Genomic DNA, 26,708 nt, shown 5'->3' with positions numbered 1-26,708 from the left:
GAGGATATACAAATGAGTTGGCTCAAAGAAGTTATCGGAACGGAAAAGGCTATTATAGCGATGCTCCATCTGCAGGCTATGCCAGGCGATCCGTATTATGACAAAAACAAAGGTATGAAATATGTTATAGAGAAAGCGAAAGAGGATCTCGATGCGCTTCAGGATGGCGGCGTTGACGCTATAATGTTTAGCAACGAATTCAGCCTTCCTTACCTGACCAAAGTTAATACAGAAACTGTCGCCGCGATGGCACGCGTTATTGGGGAACTGATGCCTAATATAGACGTGCCTTATGGTGTGAACGTGCTATGGGATCCTCAGGCGTCGCTTGACCTCGCAGCTGCCGTCGACGCGAAATTTATACGCGAAATATTCACTGGCGTTTATGCGAGCGACTTTGGATTATGGAATACTCACTGCGGAGAAGTCGTCAGGCATCAGAGGTCTATTGGAGCGGAAAACGTCAAGCTCCTTTTCAATATAGTACCGGAAGCTGCCAAGTACCTTGCAGACAGGGATATACGCCAAATAGCGAAGTCGACCGTATTCAACTGCAAACCGGATGCGCTGTGCGTCTCGGGGCTTACTGCCGGTTCCCCGACCGATATGAGTACGCTTAAGGAAGTCAAAGAAGAGGTCCCGGAAACGGTCGTATTCGCAAATACTGGCTGCCGTAAGGAAACTATTGCGCGCCTGCTTGAAATAGCTGATGGAGCCGTTGTAGCCACAACGTTTAAGTACGACGGTAAGTTCGAGAATCAGGTCGATAGAAGACGTGTCAAGGAATTCATGGACGTCGTCAGGAGCGTACGCTGAACGCGGCGTGATATCCGTGATATAAAGGAAGTCTCTGTGGATGAGCAAATGCGTATTCGGATTTGACTTCGGTACGATGTCGTGCCGCGGTGTAGCGCTCAGCTTAAATGACGGTAAACTGCTTGCCTCGGCCGAAAAAGAATATTCAAACGGAGTGATATCTGGAAATCTGCCAAACAGCGATGTCGTGTTGCCTCCGGAATGGTTCCTTCAGTCTCCAGAGGACTGGATTGAGAGCATGGAATTTGTCTCGAAAAAGATGCTTTCAGACGGAGGAATTTCACCAGACGATGTCGTAGGCCTTGGAACTGATTTCACGAACTGTACGCTATTGCCCGTTCTCAGCGACGGAACGCCGTTGTGCATGATCGACAAATATAAACATTGTCCAAATGCCTGGCCGAAACTATGGAAACATCATGGCGCTCAAAAATATGCAGAAGAAATAGAAGATTACGCAAAGAAACATACAGATTGGTTAAAAATATATTTTGGCGGCAGCGTTTCGTCTGAATGGGTTTTTCCTAAAGTTATGCAGGTTCTTAGAGAAGACCCAGAAATATACCAAGCTGCAGATTATTTTATCGAGGCTGTCGACTGGATAGTTCAGTGGATGACAGGAGAAGTCACGCGGAACTATGGTATCCTTGGAGTGAATGCTTTCTGGATAAAAGGCCGAGGTTTCCCTGATAATGATTTTCTTGGCGCTCTCGCACCAGAACTAAAAAACATCGGCGAAATGAAACTCTCCGGACATCTTTTAAAGCCTGGCGATGCCGCTGGCCGTTTGACGAAAAAAGCTGCGGATCGTCTTGGTCTGACAGAGAGAACAGTCATTGCGGCAGGACACGGTGACAGCGCCGTCGTCGCAAGCGGCATTGGAGTCACGCAAAGCGGCAGCATGATACTCGTAATGGGAACAAGTACTTGTCACCAGATGCTGTATAAAGACTTGCAGCCTATTGACGGGGTATGTTCCATAGCCGCAGACGGCATGATTCCAGGGCTTTACAGTTATGAGTCAGGACAGCCGGCGACCGGAGATGTGTTCTCTTGGTTCGCACATAACTGCGTTCCTGCTGAATACAAAGCCGAGGCGACGCTTCGCGGCGTAAACGTACTTGAAAGTTTAGGTGCAAAAGCTGCTGCTTTGAGACCCGCAGAATGTGGAATTCTTGCTCTGGACTGGCTCAATGGAAACAGAAGTATTTTATCAAATTACAATCTATCGGGGGCTATGATCGGGCTGACTATTTCTACCAAACCGGAGGAGATATACCGTTCTTTGGTTGAAGCGAATCTGTTCGGCTCACGTATGATCCTCGAAAATCATGAACGGGGAGGTGTAAAAATCGACAGAGTCCACGCCGTTGGCGGCATTCCGGCGAAAAGTCCGTGGATCATGCAGACCTGCGCAGATATTCTAGGCAGGGAAATATCTGTCCCATGCATTGACAATATTTCTGCGCGCGGTGCAGCCGTATGCGGTGCGGTCGCTGTCGGCGGAACTGAAGGTTGCGCAGATTTTTATGAGGCGGCAGAACGGCTTGTTCCGAAAACAGAGCGTATCTATACGCCGGTCCCGGACAATGTCATCGTGTATGACGAGCTCTATCGTTTTTATACTGAGCTGCACGATATGTTCGGTCGGAACAGTAAAATGATGAAAATTCTGAAGGATTTGCGGCTTCGGAGTTTATCGTGTAAGTAGAAGGAGGGGACCACGTGAAACAGAAATTAATGAGTTTGCTGCTTGTACCGATAGCGGCGTTCTTGTTTGGAGGATTCGCTCTCTCCAGCGCTCCTGCGTACGCTGAAGGTAAAGACTATACCATAGCCGTCGTTGTTAAAGATATGTCCGACCCATGGTTCCTGCGTATGCAGGAAGGCGTTGACGCGTTTGCTGACGAAAGCGGAGTCAATTGCTACGTGAAAGGGCCGTCAAAGACGGACTCGGCAGAGCAGATCCAGGTAATTGAAACGCTGATCGTGCAGGATATAGACGCTCTCTGCGTCGTCCCGATCGACCCGGAAGCCTGTAAGCCAACGCTGAAAAAAGCAATGGACAAGGGCATCAAAGTCATTACGCACGAAGCTGCTGGTTTTGAGATGTGCGATTATGACCTCGAAGCCTTCAACAACCAGGAATATGGCGAAGCGATGATGGACGAACTCGCAAAGCAGATGGGCGAAGAAGGAAGTTACGTGACTATGGTTGCGTTCCTGTCGTCTGTTTCGCACAACCAGTGGATGGATGCAGCCGTCGCACACCAGCAGAAAAAATATCCAAAGATGACGCTGATTCCGGAAAAGCGTATCGAGTGTGAAGACAATATGGATATGGCCTATAACAAGGCAAAAGAAATTATTAAAAAATATCCTGATATAAAGGGCTTCATCGGTGCGTCCAGCTATGACCCGCCGGGAGCTGCGAAAGCTATAGACGAGCTTGGAATGACCGGCAAAATGTTCGCCGTCGGAACTGGCGTACCGTCAGTCTCGGGCCCCTACCTTAAGTCCGGTTCTAACCCGTGCGTGCTTTGCTGGGATCCCGCTGGTGCAGGACAGGCAATGTGCAAGCTTGCCATCATGTGCCTCGACGGCAAGCAGGCTGATATTAAAGCAGGTCTCGACCTCGGTATAGATGGTTATAACAAACTCAACGCCGACGGTAAGAACTTGAGCGGAAACGCGGTTTTGGTAATCAATAAGGACAATATGGATAAGTATCAGTTCTAGCTTCTGAGGACTGACGCTGCATGCACGCCTGCGCATTCGGAGCGTGCGGATGCGTGGGCTTGTTTTTTCTGTGACAGTGGGGAATCATAATGAGAGATACATTATTAGAGGTACGCGGTATATCGAAGCGTTTTGGAGGGGTCAAAGCGCTGGATAAAGTCGATCTTGCGATAGGCAGAGGGGAAATACACTGCCTTCTTGGCGAAAACGGCAGCGGAAAATCCACTCTCATCAAGATCGTATCTGGTTTTTATCAGCCTGACGAAGGCGAGATAATATTTGATGGCATCTCTTATAAACATCTGACGATCAATCAGTCCATTCAGCTTGGCATACAGGTTATATACCAGGATATGTCTATTTTCCCGAATCTGACGGTCGCAGAAAACATAGCTTTGAATTATGAACTTTACAGCAAAAAGAGACTAGTGAGCTGGAAAAATGTATACAAGATAGCAAGGCAGTCTCTGGAACATATAGGAATTGAGCTGCCTCTTGATGCAGAGGTTGGAACGCTTTCTGTCGCAGACAAACAGCTTATCGCGATAGCACGCTCCATTTTGCATAACTCGAAGCTGATCATAATGGACGAGCCGACGTCAGCACTTACAAGACGAGAGGTAGATAAGCTGTTCAAGGTTATACGACAGCTTCAGAGCGAAGGCATATCGGTACTTTTCATTAGTCATAAATTAGACGAAGTTTTTGAAATAGCTGAGCGTTTTACTATTTTCCGTAATGGGAAGCTTATAGTCACTGATGATGCAAAAAATGTAGATAACGAAAGTTTTGTCTACTACATGACTGGGCGCAAGATCGAAGAAAATTATTTCGTACCGGATGAGATCGATAGATCTCGGAGCATCTTTAAAGTAGAGAATCTATGCCTCAAAAACGGCTTTGAAAATATAAATTTTGAGATCTATCCTGGGGAGATTTTAGGTATAACTGGACTTCTGGGGTCAGGGCGCACTGAGCTCGCAAAAGCGCTTTTCGGTCTTTATTCCGCAGATAAGGGCTGTATCTATATCGACGGGAAGGAAACCTCGATTCGGACTCCGATGGACGCGCTGAAGCTCAATGTCGCATATGTACCGGAAGACAGACTTACTGAGGGATTGTTCTTGACGCAGTCAATTGAAAACAATATGATTGCCGCTCATATCGACGGTATCAAGAAGAGCAATGGGATTGTGGACTTCGATAAAGGACGAGCCGATTCTAAAAAGTGGGTTGCAGATCTGGGAATAAAACTTGATAAACTTGAAGACGGCATCCAGACTCTGTCTGGAGGTAACCAGCAGAAAGTGGTCCTTGGAAAATGGCTTGAAACTTCGCCGAAAGTGCTTATACTCAACGGGCCTACTGTAGGCGTCGACATCGGAGCCAAGTTCGATATTCATAATTACTTGAGGGCTCTGGCCCAGCAAAAGAATATGGCTATCATATTGATTTCGGACGATATCAGCGAGATATTAATGAACTGCAACCGTATATTAATTATCAAAAATGGAAAAATCGTCAGTGAACATAAAAATACAGACCTGACGGTGGAAACACTTCAAAACCTTATCACGGGTAAGAAAGAGGCTGTTCTGTAATGAAGACGCTACTTAGACGCAGCGAGTTTTATGTGACGCTGATAATCATAGCTCTTTCTTTCATAATACAGGCTAAGAGCGGACAGTTTTTTACTGCGAACAATCTTGTAGACTTAGTGAGGAGCCTTATAGTTCCAGGGATGATGGCTGCTGGATTGCTTATGGTTATCGCATCTGGGAATATAGACGTTTCGTTTCCTTATAATGCAATGCTCTGTATGTTCTTTGTTACAAAGTTGTTTCAAACTACCCACTATACCGGCCCAGTCGTATGGGGATTTGTACTCGCTGGGGCTATCGGACTGCTTCTTGGTGTGATAAACGGCGTGCTAGCCGCTTGGCTGAGACTTCCCACGCTTATAATCACACTTGGCACATGCAGTATATATCTTGGCTTTACACAAGGGGTGCTGAAAAGCAGGGTAATCTCGTCTCTGCCTGCACCGCTTGCCGACATGGCTGCGGCGAACCTCTTTTCGGTCAGGAGCGCGGCGACTGGCCTAGGCAGTTCGATGCATGTCAGTATATTCCTCTTGATAGCCGTACTCCTGATAGTGCATTTTATATTGAAGTATACGCTCCTTGGTAGAGGGATATATGCGGTCGGCGGAGACATGGTCGCTGCTGAAAGGGCCGGTTTCAATGTTGCTTTCATACGTATTTTTGTCTTTGCGTTCATGGGCATCATAGGCGGCATTGCAGGACTGACGCAGGTTACTCTTTCTGGAATATGTCAGATAAACTTTTTCGACGGATACGAAATGACCATCATTGCAGCTGTCGTGCTTGGCGGTGCAAGTATCTCCGGAGGAAACGGTACTGTATTTGGTACTTTTCTTGGCGTGCTATTGATGAAGCTTATCTCAAACAATTTGATACTGCTCGGCATACCGACGAACTGGAGTAAGTTTATGACTGGGATACTTATAATCGCGGGAGTGAGCATGTCCGCCTATAAGCTGCTTTCTGCTGAAAGAAAAGTCTCTGGCAATATATTAGAAAACAAAGAAGGTTCTGACCATGAATAAGAACAGTTCCAGCATGCGCGGTCTGCTGCAGAAGAACGCCAACAACGTTAAATTGATAGTGATGTTTCTGCTCTCAGTTGCGGTACTTTACATCGCTACGCATGGGGCGTTTTCTTGGGAACAGCTGGGACTCGTTGCATATCTTTTCCCAGAAATGGGCGTCTTGGCTTTGGGAATGATGTTGGCGATGGTCAGCGGAGGCATCGATCTAACCGTCGTAGCTGTGGCTGATTTGGCTGGTATAGTCGGCTGCATGTTTATGAAAGCCGTGATGCCGGAAGGAGCTTCATTACTCGTCCAGGTCGCTGTTCTTATAGCTACCGTCATGTTAAGTCTTTTGGTCGGAGCGCTTTGCGGAATACTATCCGGTAGTTTTATAGCCCGTATAGGTATTCCTGCAATGGTTGCCACGCTTGGTGCGTCTGACATAATTCTTGGCATGGCTATAGGTATAACGAACGGCTCATCAATAAGAGGACTCCCGCCGATCTTAAATCATGTCGTAAACTATAAACTGTTTGAGATAATCCCGGTTACCGCGTTAGTCTTTGCCGTCTGTGCATGCGTTGTCGCTTTCATATTGTATAAGACTTCTCTTGGGTTCAAAATTTATATGGTAGGTTCGAATAAAGTAGCGTCGCGTTTTTCCGGCATAAACAACACAAGAGTTATCACGCTTACGTATATGATAAGCGGTATGCTTTCTGCCGTATCAGGACTTCTTATGTGCGGCCATTTCAATTCTGCACGGTCGGATTTCGGTAAATCATACCTCATGCCGGCTATCCTTATATGCGTACTTGCCGGGGTAAATCCCAATGGCGGTAAAGGTAAGGTCATGGGACTTGTAATAGCTGTCGTGATCCTTCAGACGCTTTCCTCTGGATTTGCAATGTTCCAGAATATATCGGATTATTACAAGAATCTGATTTGGGGACTCGTGCTTATCGCTGTAATGATAGCAAATGTAGTTTCAGAAAGACGGAATAGTAAGAAAACAAATAGCTGATTACTAGACGATATATTCTAAATTTAAACTTAGCGCTCCTAGCTTATGTGGTCAGTTAGGAGCGCTAAATTGTTCTTTATACTATTATAATAGATTTATAATAGTATAATCATTGCTTTTGCCTCCGTCGGCTACTCCTCCGGCTTCACTGCGAGGAACCTCAGACGCACATAATCGGCATTCCAGCCGTTGGCGTCGCTGTAGAGCATCGGGCGGCAGTAGTCCTCGACTTCCTTATAAAAAGCTTCTTTCTCTTCCGACGTAAAGCCGTCGGTGTGGCTCGCGGAGAACACCTCGAGCCAGCGGCGCAGGCCGTGGACCAGCGGCGTCGGGCGGTCGATGCGCGCGATGAACTTCACCTGAAAGCCCTGGTTTTCGAGAATGTCGGAGAAAGTGCCGAGCTCCGGGAACTTCCACGGGTTGCGCGCCTTGTAGTCTATGCCGCGCTTGATCAGCGCGATCTTCATGCCCTCGCGTATGACGCGCACGCAGCCCTCGCCTCCGCACTCGGCGGCGAAGCGCCCGCCCGGCTTCAGCAAATTCCAGACGCGGCGCACGACGGCGTACTGGTCCGGCATCCAGTGCAGCGCGTCGTTGCTCAGCACCGCGTCGAACTTTTCATCCATCTTCAGCGTCTGCGCGTCGGCGAGCCTCGCGTCCACTCCCGCCGTGCGCGCAGCCTCGACCATCTCGGGGCTCGAGTCCGTCCCGACGACGGTGCAGCCCGCCGCGGCGAGCTCCTTCGCGAGCACTCCCGTGCCGCAGCCGAGGTCGAGTATCCTTTCTCCGGCCTTCGGCTCAAGCAGCTCTATCACGGCCCGCCCCATCTCGGGGACGAAGTCCGCGCTCTTTCTGTATTCCTGCGGATTCCATATCTGATTCGTCATAGAGGGCACCTCTTTCCATGAATTGAGCGAGCGGCTCTTATGTGCGCTTCTATTATATACAACTTGCCGCCGCGGCGCATTTGCGAATCGCGCGGCGGCGCGCGCGCTTGTTGACAAGTGCACCTCAGTTGTTATAATCAAAAGCGGTTAAAAGTGAATAATACCCCGAGCCTGCCGACCTGCGGAAGCGCGCTTCTATGGCGTCAGGCCGATGGGTGCCCGCGGAAACGCCGGCGCCTCCCGTTTGGAAAGGGGAAAAGGATTCATGACTGAGCGCCCGCGCGCCCTTTTCCCGTTCCCGTACCCGCGGGAGCCCCGGCACAAAATACACGAGAGGGGGAACGGAGCGTTGCGCAGCCTGAAAGTCCTCATAGCCGAATCAGACCCGCTGCTTCAAAAATTATATTCCGACGTGATCCTCAACGACACATCCTTCACGCTGCTGAAGAGGGTCGACACCGGGCCGCAGATGTTCGAGGCGATGCGCTGCGTCGACGTCGACCTCGTGCTGCTCGACCTCTACCTCAAGGAGTTCAGCGCCTTCGACGAAATCGACGAGCTGCGCAAGGAGTTCCCGCGCACCGACTACATCGTCGTCTCGTCTGGCGACAACCCGGAGCTCGTGCGCAAAGCGATATGCGCGGGCGTCTTCGAGTTTCTCGTCAAACCCTTCTCGTTCGACCGGCTGCGCGCCGCGCTCAAAAATTACCAGATCTACCATCATTCGCTGACCGGGCGCACGAGCCCGTGGCAGCAGGAGGACATAGACGCGCTCGTCGCGATGAAGACGCACGACCCCTCGTGGGCCAACAACCGCACGATACCGAAGGGGCTGCAGCTCAAGTGCCTCAACGACATCGAGTCCTTCCTCAAGGAGAACGAAGGAACCTTCTCCGCGCAGGAGGTCGGCGACCGCCTCGGCATCTCGCGCTCGACGGCGCGCCGCTATCTTGAATTTCTGACGCTCAGCGAGCGCGTGGTCGTCGAGTACGCCTACCGCCGCGTCGGCCGCCCCGAGAAACGCTACCGCATGGCGCTGCTCTAGCGCTGAATTTACGAAAATCCGATGACTTCACGTCCCGCCGCGAAGCTTACGCGGCGGGACGAATTTTATGCGCGCCTCAGAGCGCCGCGCCGCGCCATAAACGCGCGCCCTTCCCCGCACGAACTGCGCACGCGCCGGAAGCGCGGCAGTCCGCGCGCGCGCCGCGCCGCCCGGCAAACGCGCGCGGCCCGTGCGTAAATTACGCCTGCGCCGTGAGCGCCAGGCGCTTCCGCACGATATTCGTCCTCGCCCTGCGCCGCGCGTCCGCGCGTAAATTGCGCGCGCTTCGCCGAAGCCGCGCCCGCGGCCGTAATTTTGCGCAGCTTCCCCGTGCGCGCCGCTCTTTACAAATTTTCTCCGTGAATTTTAATAAACATAAATCGACCAGAAAGGCGCACAACATTCCTAATTTCAACTAAATATTGCTCATTATTGTGTACTTTCGTATGATTTGTATAGAAAGTTTTGACATTTGTTGCAACGATGTTGCAACCCCGAGCCTCGCCGCCTAAAGCGCAAGCCAAGGAGACGGGGCCAGCGGACGGAAGTCCGCGAGGGCGCGAGCAAAAGCTCCGCGCCTCCCGGGACGCCCGAGGGCGTCCAAATTGGAAAGGGGTACAAGGTCATCCGGCGCCGCCGTACGGCGCGTTTTCCTTCCTTCTTCTCCAATTCGCGCAAAATATCTGTGTTCTTTGGGATTCCCGCCGCGCGCGGGAAAATGGAGAAATTCTATCACGAGAGAGGAGAGCAAATATGGCGAAGGAAATCACAATTCCGGCCGAGGCCAGCTATCATGTCAAGAACCTGATCATCAACGGAGTGCCGAAACGCGTAATCGGCAAGCCCGACGTATCGCTTCTGACGGTGCTCCGCGACCAGCTCAAAATGACGGGGACGAAGCGCGGCTGCGACTGCGGCCAGTGCGGCGTCTGCAACGTAATACTCAACGGCAAGGTCGTCCGCTCCTGCATCACGCGCTGGAAGAACGTGCCCGAGTTCTCGCAGATCACCACAATCGAAGGAATAGGCACGCCGGACAACCTCCACGCGCTCCAGTGGGCCATGATAGTCTGCGGAGCGATTCAGTGCGGCTTCTGCACGCCCGGCTTCATCACGAGCGGCAAGGCGCTCCTCGACCAGAACCCGAACCCGACGCGCGAAGAGGTCCGCGAGTGGTTCAGCAAAAACTGGATGGCCTGCCGCTGCACCGGCTACAAGCAGATAGTCGACGCGGTCATGAAGGCCGCCGCCATCCTGCGCGGCGAGGAAAAAATCGAAGACCTCGCGAAGATGTACAAGCCCGGCGACTCCGTCTGGAACAGCAGCTATCCGCGTCCCTCCGCGATATACAAGGCGACGGGGCTCTGGGACTTCGGCGACGACGACAGGCTGAAGCTGCCCGAGGAATTCCTCTTCGCATATCCCTACGCGCTTGAGGGCGTCCGCCACGCGAAGGTCAACAAAATCGACGTCAGCGAAGCGGAGAAGATGCCCGGCGTATTCAAGGTAGTCACCTACAAGGACGTCAAGGGAACGAACCGCATCCGCGGACAGGTCGGCTGCGACTCCGCGCTCACCGACGGCTGGGAGCGCCGCATAATGGTCGAAGAGGGCGACAAGATTCGCCAGTGGGGCGACGTCGTCGCCATCGTCTGCGCCGACACCGAGACCAACGCGCGCGCCGCGGCGCAGAAAATCAAGGTCGATTACGAGCCGCTGCCCGAGCTCATCGACATCTACCAGGCCAAGGCTCCCGACGCGATAAAGGTCTACGACGACATCGACGGCTACGACGGAATGCCGAACGCGTGGAACAAGCGTATGTTCCAGAAGGGCGACGACCCGAAGGAAGCGCTCGACAACGCCGCCTACGTCGTCGACGACGAGTTCCTCAGCTCGCGCCAGCCGCACATGGTTCTCGAGACGGACTGCGGCTACGCCTATTACGACGAGAACGGCCTTCTCACGATAGCCTCGAAGTCGATATGCGTCTACCGCCACCAGATGATGATTGCGCGCGGCGTCGGCGTCCCGCCGTCGAGAATCCGCGTCATCCAGAACAACCTCGGCGCTTCGTTCGGCTACAAGGTCGCCCCGACCAACGAGCCGTTCCTCGCGATAGCGCTCATCGCCTGCGGACGCCCCGTCTACATGCGCGTCAACATGAAGGAGCACAACGTCCGCACGCCGAAACGCTCGCCGTTCCTCATGCACATCCGCATCGGCGCGGACAAGAGCGGCAAGATAGTCGGAGCCGAGCAGACCTACTGGGTCGACCACGGCCCGTTCAGCGAGTCCGCCAACGACCTCACCAACAAGGGCGGACAGTTCTTCATGGCCCCCTACGCCTACGACAAGATGCGCGTAACGGGCTACACCTGCTGGAGCAACCACCGCTGGAGCGCGGCATTCCGCGCATACGGAGCGCCGCAGACCTACTGGGGCGGCGAAACCGCGATAGACATGCTCGCGAACAAGTGCGGCATCGACCCCTTCGACTTCCGCGAGATGAACCTGCTCGAGTGGGCTCCCTTTACGGAGAACCCGCGCGGACAGTTCCCGTCGGGCTACGCGCCGGAAGTATTCCCGCTTCCCGAAATGATGAAGAAAGCGCGCCCCTACTACGAAGATATGAAAAAGAAAGCCGCCGAGCTCTCCAACGATAAGGTCAAGTACGGCGTCGGAGTCTCGATAGGCATCTACAACTCCAACGACGACGGAGCCGACGAAGCCGCGAGCAACATCGAACTCACGAAAGACGGCGTCACCATCTACAACACCTGGGAAGACCACGGACAGGGCGCCGACATGGGCTGCATAGGCACCGCGCACGAGGCGCTCAAGCCGCTTAACCTGCGTCCCGAGCAGATAAAGCTCGTCCTCTCCGACACAGCGAAGGCCCCGAACAGCGGAGCCGCCGCCGCGAGCCGCTGCCAGGTCATGGTCGGAAACGCCATCATCGACAGCTGCAACAAGCTCCTCGACGCGATGCGCAAGCCCGACGGAACCTACCGCACTTACGACGAGATGATAGCCGAGAACATCCCGACCTTCTACGAAGGCTACACGCAGGCCAAGATACTCCACGCCGACGGCTCGACGGAAGTCTGCTCCGGCAACGATAAGGACACCGGCCTCGGCAAGCCCTTCGGCTTCCACATGTTCGCCGTCAACCTCGCGATGGTCTCCGTCAACATGGACACTTGCAAGGCGCACTGCGAGAAATTCGTCCTCGTCGGCGACGTCGGCGTCATCAACAACTACCTCGTAGTCGACGGCCAGCAGTACGGCGGTATCGCGCAGGGCATCGGCCTCGCGCTCACCGAAGACTTCCTCGACGAGAACAAATACAACAGCTTCGTCGTCATGGGACTGCCCTACATCAAGGACGTTCCCGACGACCTCACGCTCGTCCACGTCGAGACGCCGCGCCCGCTCGGACCATTCGGAGCCGCGGGAACCGGCGAAATGCCGCTCGCCGCGCCGCACGCGGCAGTCTGCAACGCGATACACGACGCGTGCGGAGTCCGCATCAAGGCCATCCCCGCGAAGCCCGAAAAGATCCGCGCCGGCCTCGAAGAGCTCAAAAACGCGAAGTAAAATTCTGATATAATCAGAAACAGCCCGGCATTGCCAGAGACACCGGCAATGCCGGATTTTTATAAGGAGGGGAAAATTTTTATGAGCGAAACCGCGAAAAACTACGGCTCCATATACGACCTGCCGCTTCAGAACGCCTCGGCGCTCGCGCCCGAAATCGAAAAACGCACCGTCTACGGCCCCGAGGGCGGCGTCTGGAAAGACTACGTCATGCGCCACTTCATACTCCCGCCGCACCGCGGCATCCCCGCGCACGTACACGACTGGGACCACCTCATGTTCACCCTCTCCGGCGACGGCGTCGTCGAAGTCGAGGAAGAGCCCGGCAAGCGCACGCCCTACCTCATGAAGACCGGCTACTGGACGCGCGTCCCAGGCGGCCTCGTCCACGAATACAAAAACGACGCGGACATCCCGCTCGAATTCTTCTGCATAGTCCCCACCTGCGGCGACCCGCACGCAAAAAAATACGCGATGCGCGCCGAACGCGCCGCGCGCAAAGAAGCGGAGAAGGACGGGGAATAACGCGCCGGTGATAGAGATAAGCCGCGAGACGGAGGCCGAGCGTTTCGAGATGGAAAACGTCATGCGCGAAGCCTTCTGGAACTATTATTCGCCTGCGTGCGCCGAACATTACCTCGTCCACGTGATGCGCGGATGCCCAGCCTTCGTCCCAGAGCTGTGCCTCGCCGCCCGCGACGGCGGCAAGGTCGTCGGCGGCTCAATGTGCGTAAGAGCCCGCATCGACGGTGACGACGGAGTCCGCCGCGAGGTCCTTACGCTCGGGCCTATAGGCGTCCTGCCGGAATACCAAAGGCGCGGCATAGGCGGGGCGCTCATAGAACGCACTGCAGAAATCGCGCGCGGCATGGGATTCCGCGCGATACTGCTCTGCGGCGACCCCGACTATTACACGAGACGCGGCTTCGTCCCCACGGAAAGCTTCGGCATACGGAACGCCGAAAACATGTACGCCGACGCGCTCTACGCGCGCGAGCTGTACGACGGCGCGCTCGCCGGCGCGGCGGGAATATACTTCGAAGACGAAATCTACAACATAGACGAAACGCTCGCCGCCGAATACGACAAGCTCTTCCCGCCGAAAGAGGCCGTCGGCGGCACGGAAACGCAGAAAAAATTTGAAACGATGGTGAAAAGAGTAAGGCCGTACCGCGCGTGAGGCGTGCTGCGGAATGATAAATATAAGCGCCGCGGGGATGAACTATGTCCCCGCGGCGCTTGTTTTTGCTTTTGCGTGGATTTGTTACGCGCGCTGTTCCCCGGCTTCGTCCTCCGCGGGCTTCAGGAAGAATGAAGCCGTCAGCGGGACGACGGCGAGCGCCGCCATAGCGCAGAAAGCCGCGGAGAGGCTGAAACGGTCTGCCACCATGCCGAGCACGGGGGCCATTATGCCGCCGATGCTTATCGCGAGGCCGAGCGTGACGCCCGAGGCGAAGCCGACGTGGTTCGGAAGGTACTGCTGTCCAAGGACGACCATCGGGCTGTATGAGAAATAGAGCGAGGCGACTATCGGCAAGAGCAGCAGTCCGGCGAGGTAGAGGTTGTGCGTGAATACGAGCAGCAGAATTGCGGGGATGAAGAACGAAAGGCTTATCCTTATCATCCTGCGGCAGCCGAAGCGGTCCGCGAGCCTGCCGCCCAGCAGCGTGCAGATCGCGCCCATCGCGTAGTAGACGCTGAGCGCAGCGCTGCCGGCGCGCTCCGTCTGGCCGAGCTCGTGGATCCAGTAGAGCGCGAGGAAGGTGTTCATCCCGCACATCATTATGGAGCGGCCGAAGATCACGAAGCAGAGCCGCCCGAAGGCGCGCCAGTCGTCCGCGCCCGCCGCGCCGCCGCCGGAACCGGCACGCGAACGTCCGGCGCCGAGCTCGGACATGCTTTTATACTGCGAGAAGAATATCGTGCTCGACACCAGCGCGAGCGCGAGAAATACCGCCGTGCCGTGCATGCCGACGGCGAGGATGGCGGTCGAGACCAGCATCGGCCCAAGCGAGAAGCCGAGGCTTCCGCCGAACGAGAAGATGCCGATGCTGCGCGCCTTATTGTCCGCGTCTGAGGCGTAGTTGACGAGCTTGACCGCCTGCGGGTGGAAGAGCGAGACGCCGGTGCCGCTTATGACGACCGCTATGCAGAGGCCGAAGAAGCTCGAGGTGAAGCCGGTCAGCGCAATGCCGCTGCCCGCCATCAGCACTCCGGCGGGGATGGCCCACGTAGTGCTGCGCTTGTCCGAGAGATAGCCGATGAGCGGCTGCACGGCGGAGCCGACGAGGTTCGATATCATGACGAGCGAGGCCGCCGTCGCGTAGCTGTAGCCGTGCGCCGCGATGAGGAAGGGCAGCACGGCGGAGAGCGCCCCCTGGTTTATGTCGGAGCAGAAATGCCCGAGCGACATCAGATATTTATATTTAGTGTTCTGCTGCAAAGCGCCCATCTCCCCGCCGTAAATGCTTTTGCCGTTTAAGTAATATTGCTGATTCTAGCACTTTTTGTCGCGCCGCGAAACATCGGACGCGCGATATGTGCAGAAAAGCGAAACGGCGCGGAAGGAGCGCCGTTTTTTCATGTCTTGTTATTTTTCGCCGCGGCTATGCGCGCGCGTCCGCGCCTGTGAGGATGCGCTACAGCTCCATCCTCATGACGTTGACGATTTTTTTATAGCCCGTGCGTTCGTAGAGGCGGCGGGCAGCGGCGTTGGCTTCAAGGACGTTGAGCTCGAGGTATTCAAAGTTTTTCTCTCGCGCCCATTCTTCGCAGGCGGCGAGCATCGCGCTTCCTATTCCCCGGCCGCGCAGCTTTTCGTCGACGCATATGTCCATCAGGAACGCGTAGCGCCGCGGCGCGACGCCCGCGAGCTTCGCCGTCTCGCGGCCTTCGAGCAGGGCGAAGGCGAGCAGCCCGCCGTCCTCCTCGGCTACGAGGATTTCGGAGCTTTCGCATTCTATCGTCTTTTTTATAAATTCGTCCTCCTGCTCGCAGTCTACGCGGTAGAGCGGCGCGAGCTCGTAAAGGCGCGCGATTATCTGGCGGTAGAGCGGCTTTATGCGCGGAAGGTCGTCCGCCGTCGCTTTGCGTATCTTCATAGCCGCGCGCTAAGCCTCCGGCATCCCGCGCCGTATTTCGGCGATGGGCGGGACGAAGTCGGCGGCCGACGCGGCGTCCCACGGGAAGAGCACCCATGTGTCCTGGCTGACCTCGGTGACGAAACTGTCCACGAGCGCGCGGCCCCCGGGCTTTGCGTAGACGGTGGCGAAGTGCGCCGCGCCGAACATTTCGCGGACGATCTTCGCGGTTTTGCCGGTGTCTACGAGGTCGTCCACGACGAGCCACGTTTCGTCTACGCGCGCGAGGTCCGGGCGCTTTAATATCTCGGCGGAGGCGGACTGGTCGCGCATCGTGTAGCTCGATATGCAGACGGTGTCGACGAGGCGGATGTTGAGCTCGCGCGCTATGACGGCGGCGGGGACGAGGCCGCCGCGCGCGACGGCGACGATGCGGCTCCAGTCCGCGCGGATGTCTAGCAGCTTCCACGCGAGCGCGCGGCAGTCGCGCTGGAGCTGCTCCCACGATACGGGGTAATTTTTGCGGTATCTCGACGATGTGCCGGACATTTTGAAAATCTCCCTTCCAGGCCGCTACAGCGAGTCGCCGAGCGAATCGAGCAGCTTGTCGATGTCGTCCTTGTAGTCGTTCGCGGGCTCGAGCGAAAGGCGCATCGTCACGCCGTCGCCCTCGCGCGCGCCTTCCGGCAGCAGCGCCGCCGGAAATTCAAAAACGGCGCCGTCGAGCAGCATCAGCCGCGCAACGCCCGAATCCACCGCGTCTATGAAAAGCTTCAGCTCCTTCTGCGAACTCATTTGACCACTCTCTTTCTCTCGAATGTCACGGATTTGCCGTCGGTGCGCAGCTTGACGGGGCCGTCCGCCGTGTCGAAGCGCAGGATTTTTGCTTTGCGAATCGCCGCGACCGTCTCCCTGTGCGGGTGTCCGTAGCTGTTGCCGCGTTTGTAGCTGAGTATCACTATGTCGGGCGATACGTCGCGCAGCAGCGCCGCGTCGGTGCCGTTGGAGGCTCCGTGGTGCGCGGCCTTGAGCACCGCCGCGCGAGGCAGCGGCGAGACGGTCTCCTGTTCCTCCTTCTGCGCGTCGCCCATCATTAGGAAGGAGACATCGCCGTATGTGACGAGGACTATCAGCCCGTTGTTGTTCGCGTCGCTGCTCGTGCCCTTGAGCGGCCTCGCGGGGGCGAGTACCTTGAACTCAACGTCGCCCAGCTTCGCGGCGTACCCGCGCTTGGGCCGCCCGAAGGGGATTTTCTTGTCCTTTATCATCTGATAGAAGTCGCGCTGAACCTTAGAGCCGTGGTTGTAGCCCGAGTCCCATATTTGCTTGACGGGGATTTTCGACAGAAGCTCCTTCATGCCTCCGATGTGGTCCTCGTGCGGATGCGACGCGACGAGCAGGTCGATTTTGCGCACGCCGCACGATTTGAGGTAGTTGACGGTCTTTTTCGCGTTCGAGCGCGGCCCCGCGTCGAAGACTACGTTCCGTCCGTCGGGCAGCACGAAGAGCGAGCAGTCCCCCTGCCCTACGTCGAGCGCGTAATAGCGGAGCTGGCGCGCCTTCGCCGCCTCCGACGGCGATAGGAAGAGCGCGAGCGATACGACGGCCGCGAGCATAAGCGCGGCGAACGCTTTGAATTTTAATTTCATGGCATGACCTCCCGAAGGCGGGGCCGCGCCCCGCAATCTGCGCTATAATGGTACTTTATCAGGAGGAGAAAGGAAAGACGCCCATGTTTGGATTTTTGCTCGTAATGCCGCTGGTAATCATCATCGCGATGGGCAATATACTGAAGCGCCGCGGCTTCTACAGCGCCGCCGACATAGCCGCGCTTTCAAAGACGCTCTACTGGGTCATCCTGCCGCTGCTGCTGTTCCGCACGACCTACATTTCCGGCACGGAGGTGCTGGCGCAGCCGAACCTGCTTATTTCCGTCAATATTTGTTATCTTATGACCGTCGCGCTCTCGTGGAGCGGCGCGGCTTTATTCGTCCACAAGGGCGACATCCGGCGCGTCGCTGTCTCCGTCCTCTCCGGTTTCCGCTCGAACAACATCTACCTTGGATTCCCAGTCGTTCAGCTCGCGATGGGGGAGGCGGGGCTGCACCTTGCCTCCATTTATGTCGCTGTGTGCACGATATTTTTTCAGGTGATTTCGATAGGCGCGGGCGAGATTGCACTGAACGGCAGAATAACGCTGAAAAGCTTTGTTTCGATGGGGAAGCTCCTCGTCAGAAACCCGCTTGTAGTTTCATGCGTTCTCGGCGTCGGAGCGGCGCTCGCGCACGTCCCGATACACTTCGTCCTCGACGAGACGATGAAGCTCGTCTCCGGCGCGGCCACGGCCGTCGCGCTGCTCGCGCTCGGCGGCACGCTCGACATCCCGCGCATGGGCCGCGTGTTCGAGATAATCCGCCGCACATGGTTCGATATAATAATCAAGCTCGCCGTCAACCCGCTTATCATGTGGGGCGCGCTGCTGCTTTTCCCGGTCGACGCGGACCTTCTCAGGGTCACAGTCATGCTCAGCTCGATGCCCTGCGCCGTCAACTGCTTCATAATCGCGAAGGGCATGGGCATGGACGGCGAATACGCGGCGGACCTCGTCGCCTCGACGACGCTGCTCGGAATACTCTCCATCCCCGCGTGGGCCTACGCGCTCGGCATAGTGTAACGCCGCGCGCCGCAAATCCGTAAACTTTCCTCAAAGCCTCGGTTTCAGCAAAACGTGCGAAAAGCCGCGGCTTTCGCCGAATTTGCCAAAAATTCACGCTTCGGCAAATCGCATATTGAACTCTCGCGCTGTTTTAGTTTATAATATAGCTACTGTAACTCTTATATACGAAACGAAAAAATTTCATAACAAAGGGAGTGCGCTGCGATGATGGTACCACATTCACTACATGCGGAAAGAGACGGACACGCTACGAAGGTAGTAATAGCGCTCGGCGGCAACGCGCTGATGGAGGCCGGCACGCCTCCGACCGCGGAGGAACAGCTCAAGGTCGTCAAGAAAACCTGCGAGAACCTCGCCGACATCAGCTGCAGCGGCTACGAGATGGCCGTCGTCCACGGCAACGGCCCGCAGGTCGGACGCCTCGTGCTCCAGCAGGAAATTGCGGCGGCAGAGCAGCCCGACCAGCTTCCCGCCATTCCCTTCGACTGCTGCGGCGCGATGACCGAGGGCTACATAGGCTACCAGATACAGCAGAGCCTTCGCGACGCGCTGCGCAACAGAAACCGCAACGTCCCCGTCGTCACGCTCGTGACGCAGGTCGTCGTCGATAAGGACGACCCCGCCTTTGAAAAGCCGACGAAGCCGATAGGACGCTTCTACAACGCCGAAGACGCGAAGAAAATGGCCGAAGAAAAAGGCTGGACGATGAAGGAAGACTCGGGCCGCGGCTGGCGGCGCGTCGTCCCCTCGCCGAAGCCGAAGCGCATAGTCGAGCTCGACTCCGTCAAACGCCTCTGGGACACGACGATAGTCGTAACGGCCGGCGGCGGCGGAATCCCCGTAATTGAGAACATGGACGGCTCGCTCACCGGCGTCGCCGCCGTCATAGACAAGGACCTCGCCGCCGAACGTCTCGCCGAGGACATGGAGACCGACATACTCCTCATCCTCACGGAGGTGGAGAACGTCTACATCAACTTCGGCAAGCCCGACCAGAAGGCCCTCTCGCACATCACCGTCGCCGAAGCCATCAAATATATGGAAGAAAAGCAGTTCGGCGCGGGCAGCATGGAGCCGAAGGTCATGGCGGCCATCAAGTTCGCGCGCCGCTTCCCCGGCAAAAAAGCGATAATAACGTCGCTCGCCAAAGCCAAGGACGCGCTCGAAAACGGAGCCGGCACAGTCATCACGATGGCATAGCCGCAAAACCGCGCAAAAAGCAAAAAACAATCCCCGCGCCCTACCTCCCGCGCGGGGATCGTCTTTATATTTTGCTTTAGAAAAGCTATGCCGCGCCGCAAATTTTCCGCACCGGGCCTCGCGGCGGCATTTCGATTCTCGTTGCGGCTCCGCCGCGCGAAACCGCGGCTACGGCCTTATCACGATGCGCATACCTATTTTTATATATTTCTCCTTGAGCTTAGCGACGTCCTCGTTGCGGAGGCGGATGCACCCCTCCGTTGCGTCCGTCCCTATCGAGGCCGGGTCGTGCGTGCCGTGGATGCCGATGCCGCGCCAGCCCGTCTTGAGCCTGATGAACCACGGTCCGTACGCGCCTTTTATCTCTCCCTTTCCGTCGCCGAAATCGTGGCTCCACCACGAAGCGTCCTGAACTTGCTCTACGGTGAAGCTGCCTTCCGGAGTCCGCATATCGCCCGAGCGCCGTTTGTCTCCGGCGTTCTTTCCGACCGCGACGCCGAAAACCTCTAAAACCTCGTCGCCTGACATCACGCGCATAAGATGCTCGCCCTTTGAGATGTCGAGCCATATTTCCGCGCCGCCCTCCGCCGCGCGGCACGCTCCGGCAAAGAGTACGAGCGTTGCGAAAACAGCGGCGAAAACGCAAAACGCCCGAAATCTAATCGTCATCGTCAGCATCCTCCGGATCTACGCCGCGTCCGCGCCGCGCCGCGTTCCATATACGCTCCGCCTTCGAGCCGAGCAGCCACAGGCTCGCCCCCAAAATAAGGAAGAAAAGCCCCTTGTTCATCGCGTTCCAGAAATTCTCAAAAAATCTGGTATATACGTTGATTGCGAGAAACACGGCGCCGTAGCCGCGCAGCATCATATCGTCGCGCCTTATGCCGAGCCACAGCGAAACGCCCGCCGCAGCCGCGAACAGCGCGCACCAGAGAAAAAGCTCCGCGCGCCCTGCGGCGCGCCATTCGCCGTTAACGAGGCCGTCGTTGCCGAAAATCGACATCATCCAAAGGCTTACGAAAAGAAACAAAAGCCCCGTCGAAAGCGTAGGCCGCTGAAAGCCGGCGAAACGCGGAAAGCGCGCCATAAAATACTGCGCCGCGACTAGCGCGCCGCCGTAAAGCACGAAGCGCGCCGGGTAATTCATGCCCAGCCAATAGGCCCCCCATCCCGAGACGTAGCCCGTCTCCGCGCCCAGCCAGCTGCCGAGCGAAAAAAGCGCGAAAATCCACACCAGCGCGGAATTCATCGCGACGGCGATAACTGCATAGACGCCCGCCGCGAGCGCGAGCAGCAGCGAAAAATGGCGGCTCTCGCTTCCCAGCGCCGCACCGAGCCACGCGATCGACGACGCCGTCGAAAGCACGCCGAGCATCAGCAGCGCCTCGTTAGTAAAAACGCGCTCCGGCCTGCGCAGCCGCCGCCTGTACGCCGCGGCGTAGAAAACTGCGGCGAGCGCCGCGAAAAAGACGGACTTCACCGCCGGCGCGCTTCCGAAAATCCGCCGTATAAGCGCGACGAGCCACTCCGTCTGGAGCAGCGCCGCGATCCCGACTGCGAAACAGCAAAGCGCGAGAATCAGCAGCCATCGCGCAGCGCGCCGCCAGTCGAACGGAAGCGGCGAAACGCTGCCTCGCAAGCGCCGCGCCGTCTCCTTGTCCACAACGCCCTCTCGCTCCCAGACATCTATCATCTCAGTCACAACGGCGTAACGCCGCTTTGAAATCTCCGCCATAGGCCCGCCTCCTTCGAATTAGCGAAAATTCATAAAGCCACGCCGCTATTGTAAGCCACGCTCGAAAATTGAGCCAGAGCCGCCGATCCCAGCGGCGTGACGAAACCATGCGAGCCGCAGTCCGCCGCCGCGCGGACGCCCGCGCGCGGCCTTCGAAGCGCGATGTGACCCCGTAAAAAATTTGCGATGCGTAATCTGCCGCGCAGTATTGACCAAATCCTCAATATCATGTAAAATATCTGCTCGTAATGCCGCTGACGGCGGCGTTGTGAGTGCTAGGATGGCCGAGTGGTCAAAGGCAACAGACTGTAAATCTGTCGGCGAGAGCCTACGCTAGTTCGAACCTAGCTCCTAGCACCATTTTTTATGTAAAGCGTCCTTACCGCGCAAACAAACCAGCGCCGACTTAGCTCAGTAGGTAGAGCACATCCATGGTAAGGATGGGGTCTCCAGTTCGAGTCTGGAAGTCGGCTCCAGAAAACTCAGTAATAGCAAGGATTTCGCAGAGTTCGCGGCCTTGCTATTTTTTATTCCTTTTCCCATCAACCACTTATCAACCACTTCCAGATTCACCTCCTACTTTTCTGCGTCTTTTGTCCCCGCTCGTATCGCCGCAAAAAAAATTAAGCCCTACCCCACATTCATATACTCCATTTTAGACAGGGGCATTGACCTTGTAAATATTGACAGGAGGTTTTCATCGAATGACACAAGGGAAAGAGCTGACGAAGATATATCTTACAGAGGAACAGGCGGCGGAATTTTTGGGTGTTGCGGAGAGAACACTTCGAGACTGGCGATTTAAGGGGCGTCTTGATAAGAAAGGCACAAAGCCGCCACGGTCTTACGTGCGGGGCAAGCACATTTATTACTGTCAGGCCGAACTTATCGCATGGATAAAAGAGGGCGCAACCAACGCGGGGAGCGTTTCTGTTGTGTGTGCTAGGAAGAGGAGGACGCGCTAATGCAGACGTGGGAACTTAACGACCTTCCGGAGCCGCCAGAGATGGACGATGACTATGTAAACGACCTTGCACAGCAGTCCCTCGAGCATGAAATGAGCTGTGAGTATTCAGAATGCGAAAATGATGGATCTGGTATGGACGAATATACAGACAATTCCGACATCAATGAAGACGAGCAGGAAGAGTATGTCGAATCTGAAATAGCCAGGCACGCGGCTGGCACAACTGAAGTGTATGTGGACGAACTCGAGCTTGAGATGATGAATCAATATTGCGGTCAGGGCGAATATGCGGACGACTCCGACATGAATGAAGAAGAACTGGAAGAGTATGCTGAGCAGGAAATATCTAGGCATGCTGTCGTGGAGGAAGGCCTGAAATTGCAGACGTCTATGTTGAATCAGTTGCAGCAGGCCTCTTCCCTGCTTAGCGGCGTTCACCTGAAGCCGGCTCTCGCGGAGCTGGAGCGCCTGCCGGAAACACTTGAAAAATACAGCCATCCGGTAGCGACGGGATTTTGCGAATTGGACGAAAAACTGAACGGAGGGCTCCGCGGGCCATTTTGGGCGGACTCTCCGCGACGGGGAAGACCGCATTTGCGCTACAGATTGCCGACTACGTAGCGATGTCCCGGCCTGTATTGATATTCACGCTTGAAATGGCCCCGACTGAGCTGATATGCCGCAGCCTCAGTCGTTACGCGTTTGTCGATGAATGGCAGAAGATGGGAAAACAAATGGACTGGAACGGCGGGCCAAGCTTTACTGGCGTGGAGTGCGGATATACGACAGTCAGTCTGCTTACAACGAAATGTATTCCGTCTGGAGCGGGGTACGAACGGTACAGGACAAAAATCGCGCCCAACCTCTGCTTTATCGAGGATGCCCGCAATATTGCGGATATAGCGCGTACGGTCGTCACATTTATGCAAGAGCGCAGCATCAGGCCGTTCGTCGTAATAGATTACCTGCAAATTCTGGAAGAGCTTGACCCGCGCAGAGACAGCCGTCGAAATATCGACCTGAACGTAACTAACTTAAGGCGCCTTGTACGGGAGACAGACTGTTCGTTCCTGGTCATAAGCTCGCTCAACAGGGAAAATTATAAAGAAAGAATGTCTCTTGCTGCACTTAAGGAAAGCGGCGGTATAGAATACTCCTCGGACTGCATTCTTGGACTGCAATTCGCAAAAACGGGGCAAAAGGATTTCGACTTCGGGCGCGAAACGCGGAACGATCCACGTGCGCTTGAATGCGTGGTACTCAAATCCAGGACTTCAAAGGCATATGTTTCGGTCCCGCTATTTTATAAGCCTGCATACAACTTCTTTTGGTCGGGGAACGGAGGAAAAACGTGCATATGAGCCGTAGTTCGCAGCGCGTGGAGCATACACACGGAAAAGCGATAAGTGCTGACGGCGACAGGGCTTACATACCGCTGGCGCTCTTGCGGGCTCCTCTTTGGCCAATTACGGCATCCAACGCAAAGAAGCTGGAAGATGGGGAAACATACATACGCAGGCTGACAAACGCATACGGCGACCGAATCGCCATTCAATCGAACGCTATACTGCGCCCAAAACCAGACATGGGCGTTCTGTTGACGCTGACGGCCATGTTTCAAAAACGTATTTCAGGGAATCCGGCATACGATACCGGCCTGCCTGAAAATGAAGAGCGCATCTATTATGATTTTTCATGCCAAATAACGGAATTGATGCGGGAAACGGGGATCAGGCATGAGAGCCGCCTGACCGAATCGCTAAAACGTTTGGGGAGTGTACGGTTAAAATTCCAGCGGCAGAAAAGCGGCGCAGATTACGGGGAAACTTTCTTCGAAATTGACGGGATGTTTACGTTCCGCATAGAGCGGGTAGGCGGCGGAGAAAAGGCTATTAGGACCCATAAGGGCGACAGACTTGTAATTAATATGCATAGGGCATTTATCCCGAAGACAGATTACCTCTATCGTTCGGCGAAGCAGTGCAGGGCGCTGAGGACAGACACTGCGCGGCTAATATTCTGGGCGTTGTGCTCACGGCTGCATTTCAAAGGCACGGCGGAAGAATGGTATACGATTCTTAGCCCTGACACGAAAACGTACTGCGGGAAAATGCAGGAACAAGCACGGCAAAAACTGCAGTGGCAATGGGAAAATAAAAGTTTCAAACCGGCACTGCTGGAGTTAGCGAAAGCGGGCTTCTGCGAGAGTGTGAACAGAATTCTGTAAGTTGAAATCCATCCCACCCTGCTATGGTAGACTTGCTAGGAGGATGGTTTATTATGTCACGCATCAGCAAACAGCAGAGTTCTTCAGATGAGCCTAAGAAAACCAGGCGGCAGCGCCGTTCCGAGATGAGCCCGGAAAAGCGCGAGTTCCTCCGCAATTTCGTCGGTATGTACGATATCAAGACGGCGGCGGATCTCCAAGATGCCGTCAAGGACCTTCTCGGAGACACCATCAAGGATATGCTCGAAGAGGAAATGAACGAGCATCTTGGGTACGAGAAGTATAAACATTCAGACAACCCCGACAGCCGTAACGGATACAAATCAAAGGAAATCATGAGCAGCGCTGGCAGCATCACTATAGACGTTCCTCAGGATCGAGACTCAGCCTTTGAACCAAAGGTTGTGAAGAAGGGACATTACAAGCCGGCTGCGCGGAGCGCATTCAAAAATATCCTCAGCCGGCGCAGTATGCGGGGGCGTCTGCCGTAGAAGGATATCAACGCTATCGAGCAGAAGATAATCGCCATGTACGCACGAGGAATGACGACACGCAATATTTCCGACACTATCATGGATATATACGGCTTTGAGGTGTCAGAGGGATTCATTTCAGACGTTACTGATAAGCTTCTGCCTAAGATACAGGAATGGCAGTCACGTCCGCTCGAAGATGTATATCCGGTAGTCTTCATCGACGCAATTCACTACGCTGTAAGGGACGAGGTAGGCGTACGCAGGAAGGCTGCGTATATTGTTCTAGGCATATCTGCGAGCGGACACAAGGACGTTCTTGGCATCTACATTGGGGAGAACGAGAGCGCGAAGTACTGGCTTTCTATCCTTAACGAGCTTAAGAACCGAGGCGTAAAAGACATCCTTATCGTCTGTGCCGACGGCCTTACCGGCATCAAGGATGCCATAGAGGCGGCCTTCCCGCAGACCGAATATCAAAGATGCATTGTACATCAAGTCAGGAACACGCTGAAATATGTAAGCGACAAAGACCGCAAGGCGTTCGCGAACGACCTCCGCAGGATATACGGCGCACCCAGCGAAGAACTCGCCCTTGGCGAGCTTGACCGAGCCGCTGAGAAATGGCAGCAGAAATATCCTAACTCGATGAAATCGTGGTACAAGAACTGGGACGCCATATCTCCAATCTTCAAATTTTCGTCAGAGACAAGACGCGTCATATATACGACGAACGCCATAGAGAGCCTGAATTCCATATACCGGCGTCTGAACAGCCAGCGCAGTTCATTTCCCGGAGACCAGTCTTTACTCAAGGCGCTGTACCTCGCCACAATGGAAGCCACGAAGAAATGGAGGCTTCCAATACGCGACTGGGGCAAAATATACGGAGAACTGTCGATAATGTACGAGGGGAGGCTGCCTGAGTAGCCGTGACTTCATGCTAAAAAACGATACCGGCGTCAAATTGAGAAATTGACGCTTAGCGGCCTATACCCTATAGTAGAAACGTGACGGCGTCTGGCGAAAAGACGCCGCCACATCAAAATCAACTGCCACAGCAGCGGCAGTCTTGGATAACTTACAGAAAGAACTTCACAGGCTCGTGATTCTCGGAGGATACTATATAAGGCCGAGAGCAGTCAAGGCCTGTTTCACGACTCTTGCCCCGTCAGGGTTAAAATTGCTGTCAATATCGTCTATGCCGATATATTTGAATCCGTCGTTTTCCGGAAACGGAGATTCCCCCGGACGTAAATGGTTCTGTACTAATGACTTACAGATCATATCTTTTGTATCTACAGGGGTTGTTGTCTTATAGAGATAGACCACCAGGTCTTTGTCTATCTTGGCGCCGTTTCTGCCTTTCCTGTAATATTCAAATCTGCCTGCTTCCGTCAATTTTTGATAGTCTACAGTGACGTTAGTTTCTTCAAGCATTTCTCTGACAGCAGCTTTAGCTCCGTCCCCCATGTCGCTGTCTTCCATACGGCCTTTAGGCATACTCCAGAATTCTTCGTGCGTGGGGTGAACCACGAGAAATTTTTCTGTGTTGATATCCCAATAGATAACGGCATAAGAAATTTTCATAGAATTACCTCCTAATTTAACAATATACCGCTTA

Annotated in this window: 25 protein-coding genes, 2 tRNA genes, 1 pseudogene and 2 riboswitches; of the genes and pseudogenes, 19 read left to right on the top strand and 9 right to left on the bottom strand. The window is 55.1% G+C overall.

The window, feature by feature from the left end; genetic code table 11:
- The first annotated feature begins 12 nt into the window (after window positions 1-12).
- The 6 genes from ABGT66_RS12365 (at window position 13) to ABGT66_RS12340 (ending at window position 7,193) form a co-directional block, all read left to right on the top strand.
- On the top strand, window positions 13-816 hold the full coding sequence (locus ABGT66_RS12365; RefSeq protein ID WP_346691016.1) for a BtpA/SgcQ family protein: 804 nt from the start codon (window positions 13-15) through the stop codon (window positions 814-816).
- A 40-nt stretch (window positions 817-856) separates the two neighbouring features.
- Window positions 857-2,527 (top strand): ribulokinase, encoded by a 1,671-nt coding sequence (locus tag ABGT66_RS12360; protein ID WP_346691014.1) that lies wholly within the window; start codon window positions 857-859, stop codon window positions 2,525-2,527.
- Between the two features lie 14 nt (window positions 2,528-2,541).
- On the top strand, window positions 2,542-3,555 hold the full coding sequence (locus ABGT66_RS12355; RefSeq protein ID WP_346691013.1) for an autoinducer 2 ABC transporter substrate-binding protein: 1,014 nt from the start codon (window positions 2,542-2,544) through the stop codon (window positions 3,553-3,555).
- A gap of 89 nt (window positions 3,556-3,644) precedes the next feature.
- Window positions 3,645-5,156: a sugar ABC transporter ATP-binding protein gene (locus ABGT66_RS12350; protein WP_346691011.1), complete on the top strand. Its 1,512-nt coding sequence runs from the start codon at window positions 3,645-3,647 to the stop codon at window positions 5,154-5,156.
- Window positions 5,156-6,184 carry an ABC transporter permease gene (locus ABGT66_RS12345; protein ID WP_346691009.1) on the top strand — a complete coding sequence of 343 codons (1,029 nt, stop codon included), beginning with the start codon at window positions 5,156-5,158 and terminating at the stop codon, window positions 6,182-6,184. The genes ABGT66_RS12350 and ABGT66_RS12345 overlap by 1 nt, the downstream gene beginning before the upstream one ends.
- Window positions 6,177-7,193 carry an ABC transporter permease gene (locus ABGT66_RS12340; RefSeq protein ID WP_346691007.1) on the top strand — a complete coding sequence of 339 codons (1,017 nt, stop codon included), beginning with the start codon at window positions 6,177-6,179 and terminating at the stop codon, window positions 7,191-7,193. The genes ABGT66_RS12345 and ABGT66_RS12340 overlap by 8 nt, the downstream gene beginning before the upstream one ends.
- Window positions 7,194-7,324: 131 nt before the next feature.
- Here the strand turns inward: ABGT66_RS12340 and ABGT66_RS12335 are convergent, their stop codons facing one another.
- Entirely contained in the window at window positions 7,325-8,080 is a 756-nt protein-coding gene (locus tag ABGT66_RS12335; RefSeq protein WP_346691005.1) for a methyltransferase domain-containing protein, read from the bottom strand.
- A 151-nt stretch (window positions 8,081-8,231) separates the two neighbouring features.
- Window positions 8,232-8,351, top strand: a riboswitch (molybdenum cofactor riboswitch).
- A gap of 78 nt (window positions 8,352-8,429) precedes the next feature.
- On the opposite strand from ABGT66_RS12335, the gene ABGT66_RS12330 reads away from it, so the two are divergent.
- The 4 genes from ABGT66_RS12330 (at window position 8,430) to ABGT66_RS12315 (ending at window position 13,905) form a co-directional block, all read left to right on the top strand.
- Window positions 8,430-9,125, top strand: coding sequence for a response regulator (locus tag ABGT66_RS12330; RefSeq protein WP_294194905.1), 696 nt, complete (start codon window positions 8,430-8,432; stop codon window positions 9,123-9,125).
- A 482-nt stretch (window positions 9,126-9,607) separates the two neighbouring features.
- Window positions 9,608-9,757: riboswitch (molybdenum cofactor riboswitch) on the top strand.
- Between the two features lie 121 nt (window positions 9,758-9,878).
- On the top strand, window positions 9,879-12,725 hold the full coding sequence (locus ABGT66_RS12325; protein WP_346691004.1) for a molybdopterin-dependent aldehyde oxidoreductase: 2,847 nt from the start codon (window positions 9,879-9,881) through the stop codon (window positions 12,723-12,725).
- A gap of 81 nt (window positions 12,726-12,806) precedes the next feature.
- The gene (locus tag ABGT66_RS12320) at window positions 12,807-13,250 is read left to right on the top strand and encodes a cupin domain-containing protein (protein ID WP_294194903.1); all 444 of its coding nucleotides are present in this window, start codon (window positions 12,807-12,809) and stop codon (window positions 13,248-13,250) included.
- 7 nt (window positions 13,251-13,257) lie between these two features.
- On the top strand, window positions 13,258-13,905 hold the full coding sequence (locus tag ABGT66_RS12315; RefSeq protein WP_346691002.1) for an N-acetyltransferase: 648 nt from the start codon (window positions 13,258-13,260) through the stop codon (window positions 13,903-13,905).
- A gap of 84 nt (window positions 13,906-13,989) precedes the next feature.
- On the opposite strand, the gene ABGT66_RS12310 is transcribed toward ABGT66_RS12315, so the two are convergent.
- The 5 genes from ABGT66_RS12310 to ABGT66_RS12290 all read right to left on the bottom strand — a co-directional run bounded on the left by ABGT66_RS12310 (window position 13,990) and on the right by ABGT66_RS12290 (window position 17,454).
- The gene (locus ABGT66_RS12310; RefSeq protein ID WP_346691000.1) at window positions 13,990-15,168 is read right to left on the bottom strand and encodes an MFS transporter; all 1,179 of its coding nucleotides are present in this window, start codon (window positions 15,166-15,168) and stop codon (window positions 13,990-13,992) included.
- Between the two features lie 196 nt (window positions 15,169-15,364).
- Entirely contained in the window at window positions 15,365-15,826 is a 462-nt protein-coding gene (locus ABGT66_RS12305; RefSeq protein WP_346690998.1) for a GNAT family N-acetyltransferase, read from the bottom strand.
- Window positions 15,827-15,835: 9 nt separating this feature from the next.
- Window positions 15,836-16,354 carry a xanthine phosphoribosyltransferase gene (gene gpt / locus ABGT66_RS12300; protein ID WP_346690996.1) on the bottom strand — a complete coding sequence of 173 codons (519 nt, stop codon included), beginning with the start codon at window positions 16,352-16,354 and terminating at the stop codon, window positions 15,836-15,838.
- Between the two features lie 24 nt (window positions 16,355-16,378).
- Entirely contained in the window at window positions 16,379-16,600 is a 222-nt protein-coding gene (locus ABGT66_RS12295) for a hypothetical protein (protein ID WP_346690995.1), read from the bottom strand.
- Complete coding sequence (locus ABGT66_RS12290) at window positions 16,597-17,454, bottom strand: ComEC/Rec2 family competence protein (RefSeq protein WP_346690993.1); 858 nt, start codon at window positions 17,452-17,454, stop codon at window positions 16,597-16,599. The genes ABGT66_RS12295 and ABGT66_RS12290 overlap by 4 nt, the downstream gene beginning before the upstream one ends.
- Before the next feature lie 47 nt (window positions 17,455-17,501).
- Between ABGT66_RS12290 and ABGT66_RS12285 the strand changes: the two genes are divergently transcribed.
- Window positions 17,502-18,479, top strand: coding sequence for an AEC family transporter (locus ABGT66_RS12285; protein WP_346690991.1), 978 nt, complete (start codon window positions 17,502-17,504; stop codon window positions 18,477-18,479).
- Between the two features lie 207 nt (window positions 18,480-18,686).
- Entirely contained in the window at window positions 18,687-19,682 is a 996-nt protein-coding gene (gene arcC / locus ABGT66_RS12280; RefSeq protein WP_346690989.1) for a carbamate kinase, read from the top strand.
- 168 nt (window positions 19,683-19,850) lie between these two features.
- Here the strand turns inward: arcC and ABGT66_RS12275 are convergent, their stop codons facing one another.
- Both ABGT66_RS12275 and ABGT66_RS12270 read right to left on the bottom strand, forming a co-directional pair.
- On the bottom strand, window positions 19,851-20,351 hold the full coding sequence (locus tag ABGT66_RS12275) for a L,D-transpeptidase (RefSeq protein WP_346690987.1): 501 nt from the start codon (window positions 20,349-20,351) through the stop codon (window positions 19,851-19,853).
- Window positions 20,341-21,417, bottom strand: a complete 1,077-nt coding sequence (locus tag ABGT66_RS12270) for a DUF2157 domain-containing protein (protein WP_346690985.1) — start codon at window positions 21,415-21,417, stop codon at window positions 20,341-20,343. Before ABGT66_RS12270 ends, ABGT66_RS12275 begins: the two co-directional genes overlap by 11 nt.
- Before the next feature lie 274 nt (window positions 21,418-21,691).
- Between ABGT66_RS12270 and ABGT66_RS12265 the strand changes: the two genes are divergently transcribed.
- The 7 genes and pseudogenes from ABGT66_RS12265 (at window position 21,692) to ABGT66_RS12235 (ending at window position 26,014) form a co-directional block, all read left to right on the top strand.
- Window positions 21,692-21,777: transfer RNA gene (locus tag ABGT66_RS12265), tRNA-Tyr, on the top strand.
- A 40-nt stretch (window positions 21,778-21,817) separates the two neighbouring features.
- A tRNA-Thr gene (locus ABGT66_RS12260) sits at window positions 21,818-21,893 on the top strand.
- Between the two features lie 228 nt (window positions 21,894-22,121).
- Complete coding sequence (locus ABGT66_RS12255; RefSeq protein WP_346690983.1) at window positions 22,122-22,382, top strand: helix-turn-helix domain-containing protein; 261 nt, start codon at window positions 22,122-22,124, stop codon at window positions 22,380-22,382.
- On the top strand, window positions 22,382-23,005 hold the full coding sequence (locus ABGT66_RS12250) for a hypothetical protein (protein ID WP_346690982.1): 624 nt from the start codon (window positions 22,382-22,384) through the stop codon (window positions 23,003-23,005). The genes ABGT66_RS12255 and ABGT66_RS12250 overlap by 1 nt, the downstream gene beginning before the upstream one ends.
- Window positions 22,900-23,745 carry a DnaB-like helicase C-terminal domain-containing protein gene (locus ABGT66_RS12245; protein ID WP_346690981.1) on the top strand — a complete coding sequence of 282 codons (846 nt, stop codon included), beginning with the start codon at window positions 22,900-22,902 and terminating at the stop codon, window positions 23,743-23,745. Before ABGT66_RS12250 ends, ABGT66_RS12245 begins: the two co-directional genes overlap by 106 nt.
- Window positions 23,742-24,611, top strand: coding sequence for a hypothetical protein (locus tag ABGT66_RS12240; protein ID WP_346690980.1), 870 nt, complete (start codon window positions 23,742-23,744; stop codon window positions 24,609-24,611). The genes ABGT66_RS12245 and ABGT66_RS12240 overlap by 4 nt, the downstream gene beginning before the upstream one ends.
- Before the next feature lie 125 nt (window positions 24,612-24,736).
- A pseudogene (locus tag ABGT66_RS12235) lies at window positions 24,737-26,014 on the top strand (IS256 family transposase).
- Between the two features lie 192 nt (window positions 26,015-26,206).
- Here the strand turns inward: ABGT66_RS12235 and ABGT66_RS12230 are convergent.
- Window positions 26,207-26,674, bottom strand: coding sequence for an NUDIX hydrolase (locus tag ABGT66_RS12230; RefSeq protein WP_346690979.1), 468 nt, complete (start codon window positions 26,672-26,674; stop codon window positions 26,207-26,209).
- Window positions 26,675-26,708: the final 34 nt, after the last annotated feature.

Source organism: uncultured Cloacibacillus sp., from assembly GCF_963926575.1.
Lineage (GTDB): Bacteria > Synergistota > Synergistia > Synergistales > Synergistaceae > Caccocola > Caccocola faecigallinarum.
The sequence above is the reverse complement of the archived record's forward strand: the minus strand, read 5'-3'. Positions and strand labels throughout refer to the sequence as shown.

What these genes read in the sequence shown, in the direction of transcription:
- ABGT66_RS12365 (WP_346691016.1), top strand. Translation starts at nt 13, where the DNA reads ATGAGTTGGCTCAAAGAAGTTATCGGAACGGAAAAGGCTATTATAGCG.
- ABGT66_RS12360 (WP_346691014.1), top strand. Translation starts at nt 857, where the DNA reads ATGAGCAAATGCGTATTCGGATTTGACTTCGGTACGATGTCGTGCCGC.
- ABGT66_RS12350 (WP_346691011.1), top strand. Translation starts at nt 3,645, where the DNA reads ATGAGAGATACATTATTAGAGGTACGCGGTATATCGAAGCGTTTTGGA.
- ABGT66_RS12345 (WP_346691009.1), top strand. Translation starts at nt 5,156, where the DNA reads ATGAAGACGCTACTTAGACGCAGCGAGTTTTATGTGACGCTGATAATC.
- ABGT66_RS12340 (WP_346691007.1), top strand. Translation starts at nt 6,177, where the DNA reads ATGAATAAGAACAGTTCCAGCATGCGCGGTCTGCTGCAGAAGAACGCC.
- ABGT66_RS12335 (WP_346691005.1), bottom strand. Translation starts at nt 8,080, where the DNA reads ATGACGAATCAGATATGGAATCCGCAGGAATACAGAAAGAGCGCGGAC.
- ABGT66_RS12325 (WP_346691004.1), top strand. Translation starts at nt 9,879, where the DNA reads ATGGCGAAGGAAATCACAATTCCGGCCGAGGCCAGCTATCATGTCAAG.
- ABGT66_RS12320 (WP_294194903.1), top strand. Translation starts at nt 12,807, where the DNA reads ATGAGCGAAACCGCGAAAAACTACGGCTCCATATACGACCTGCCGCTT.
- ABGT66_RS12305 (WP_346690998.1), bottom strand. Translation starts at nt 15,826, where the DNA reads ATGAAGATACGCAAAGCGACGGCGGACGACCTTCCGCGCATAAAGCCG.
- gpt (WP_346690996.1), bottom strand. Translation starts at nt 16,354, where the DNA reads ATGTCCGGCACATCGTCGAGATACCGCAAAAATTACCCCGTATCGTGG.
- ABGT66_RS12295 (WP_346690995.1), bottom strand. Translation starts at nt 16,600, where the DNA reads ATGAGTTCGCAGAAGGAGCTGAAGCTTTTCATAGACGCGGTGGATTCG.
- ABGT66_RS12290 (WP_346690993.1), bottom strand. Translation starts at nt 17,454, where the DNA reads ATGAAATTAAAATTCAAAGCGTTCGCCGCGCTTATGCTCGCGGCCGTC.
- ABGT66_RS12285 (WP_346690991.1), top strand. Translation starts at nt 17,502, where the DNA reads ATGGTACTTTATCAGGAGGAGAAAGGAAAGACGCCCATGTTTGGATTT.
- arcC (WP_346690989.1), top strand. Translation starts at nt 18,687, where the DNA reads ATGATGGTACCACATTCACTACATGCGGAAAGAGACGGACACGCTACG.
- ABGT66_RS12275 (WP_346690987.1), bottom strand. Translation starts at nt 20,351, where the DNA reads ATGACGATTAGATTTCGGGCGTTTTGCGTTTTCGCCGCTGTTTTCGCA.
- ABGT66_RS12270 (WP_346690985.1), bottom strand. Translation starts at nt 21,417, where the DNA reads ATGGCGGAGATTTCAAAGCGGCGTTACGCCGTTGTGACTGAGATGATA.
- ABGT66_RS12255 (WP_346690983.1), top strand. Translation starts at nt 22,122, where the DNA reads ATGACACAAGGGAAAGAGCTGACGAAGATATATCTTACAGAGGAACAG.
- ABGT66_RS12250 (WP_346690982.1), top strand. Translation starts at nt 22,382, where the DNA reads ATGCAGACGTGGGAACTTAACGACCTTCCGGAGCCGCCAGAGATGGAC.
- ABGT66_RS12240 (WP_346690980.1), top strand. Translation starts at nt 23,742, where the DNA reads ATGAGCCGTAGTTCGCAGCGCGTGGAGCATACACACGGAAAAGCGATA.
- ABGT66_RS12230 (WP_346690979.1), bottom strand. Translation starts at nt 26,674, where the DNA reads ATGAAAATTTCTTATGCCGTTATCTATTGGGATATCAACACAGAAAAA.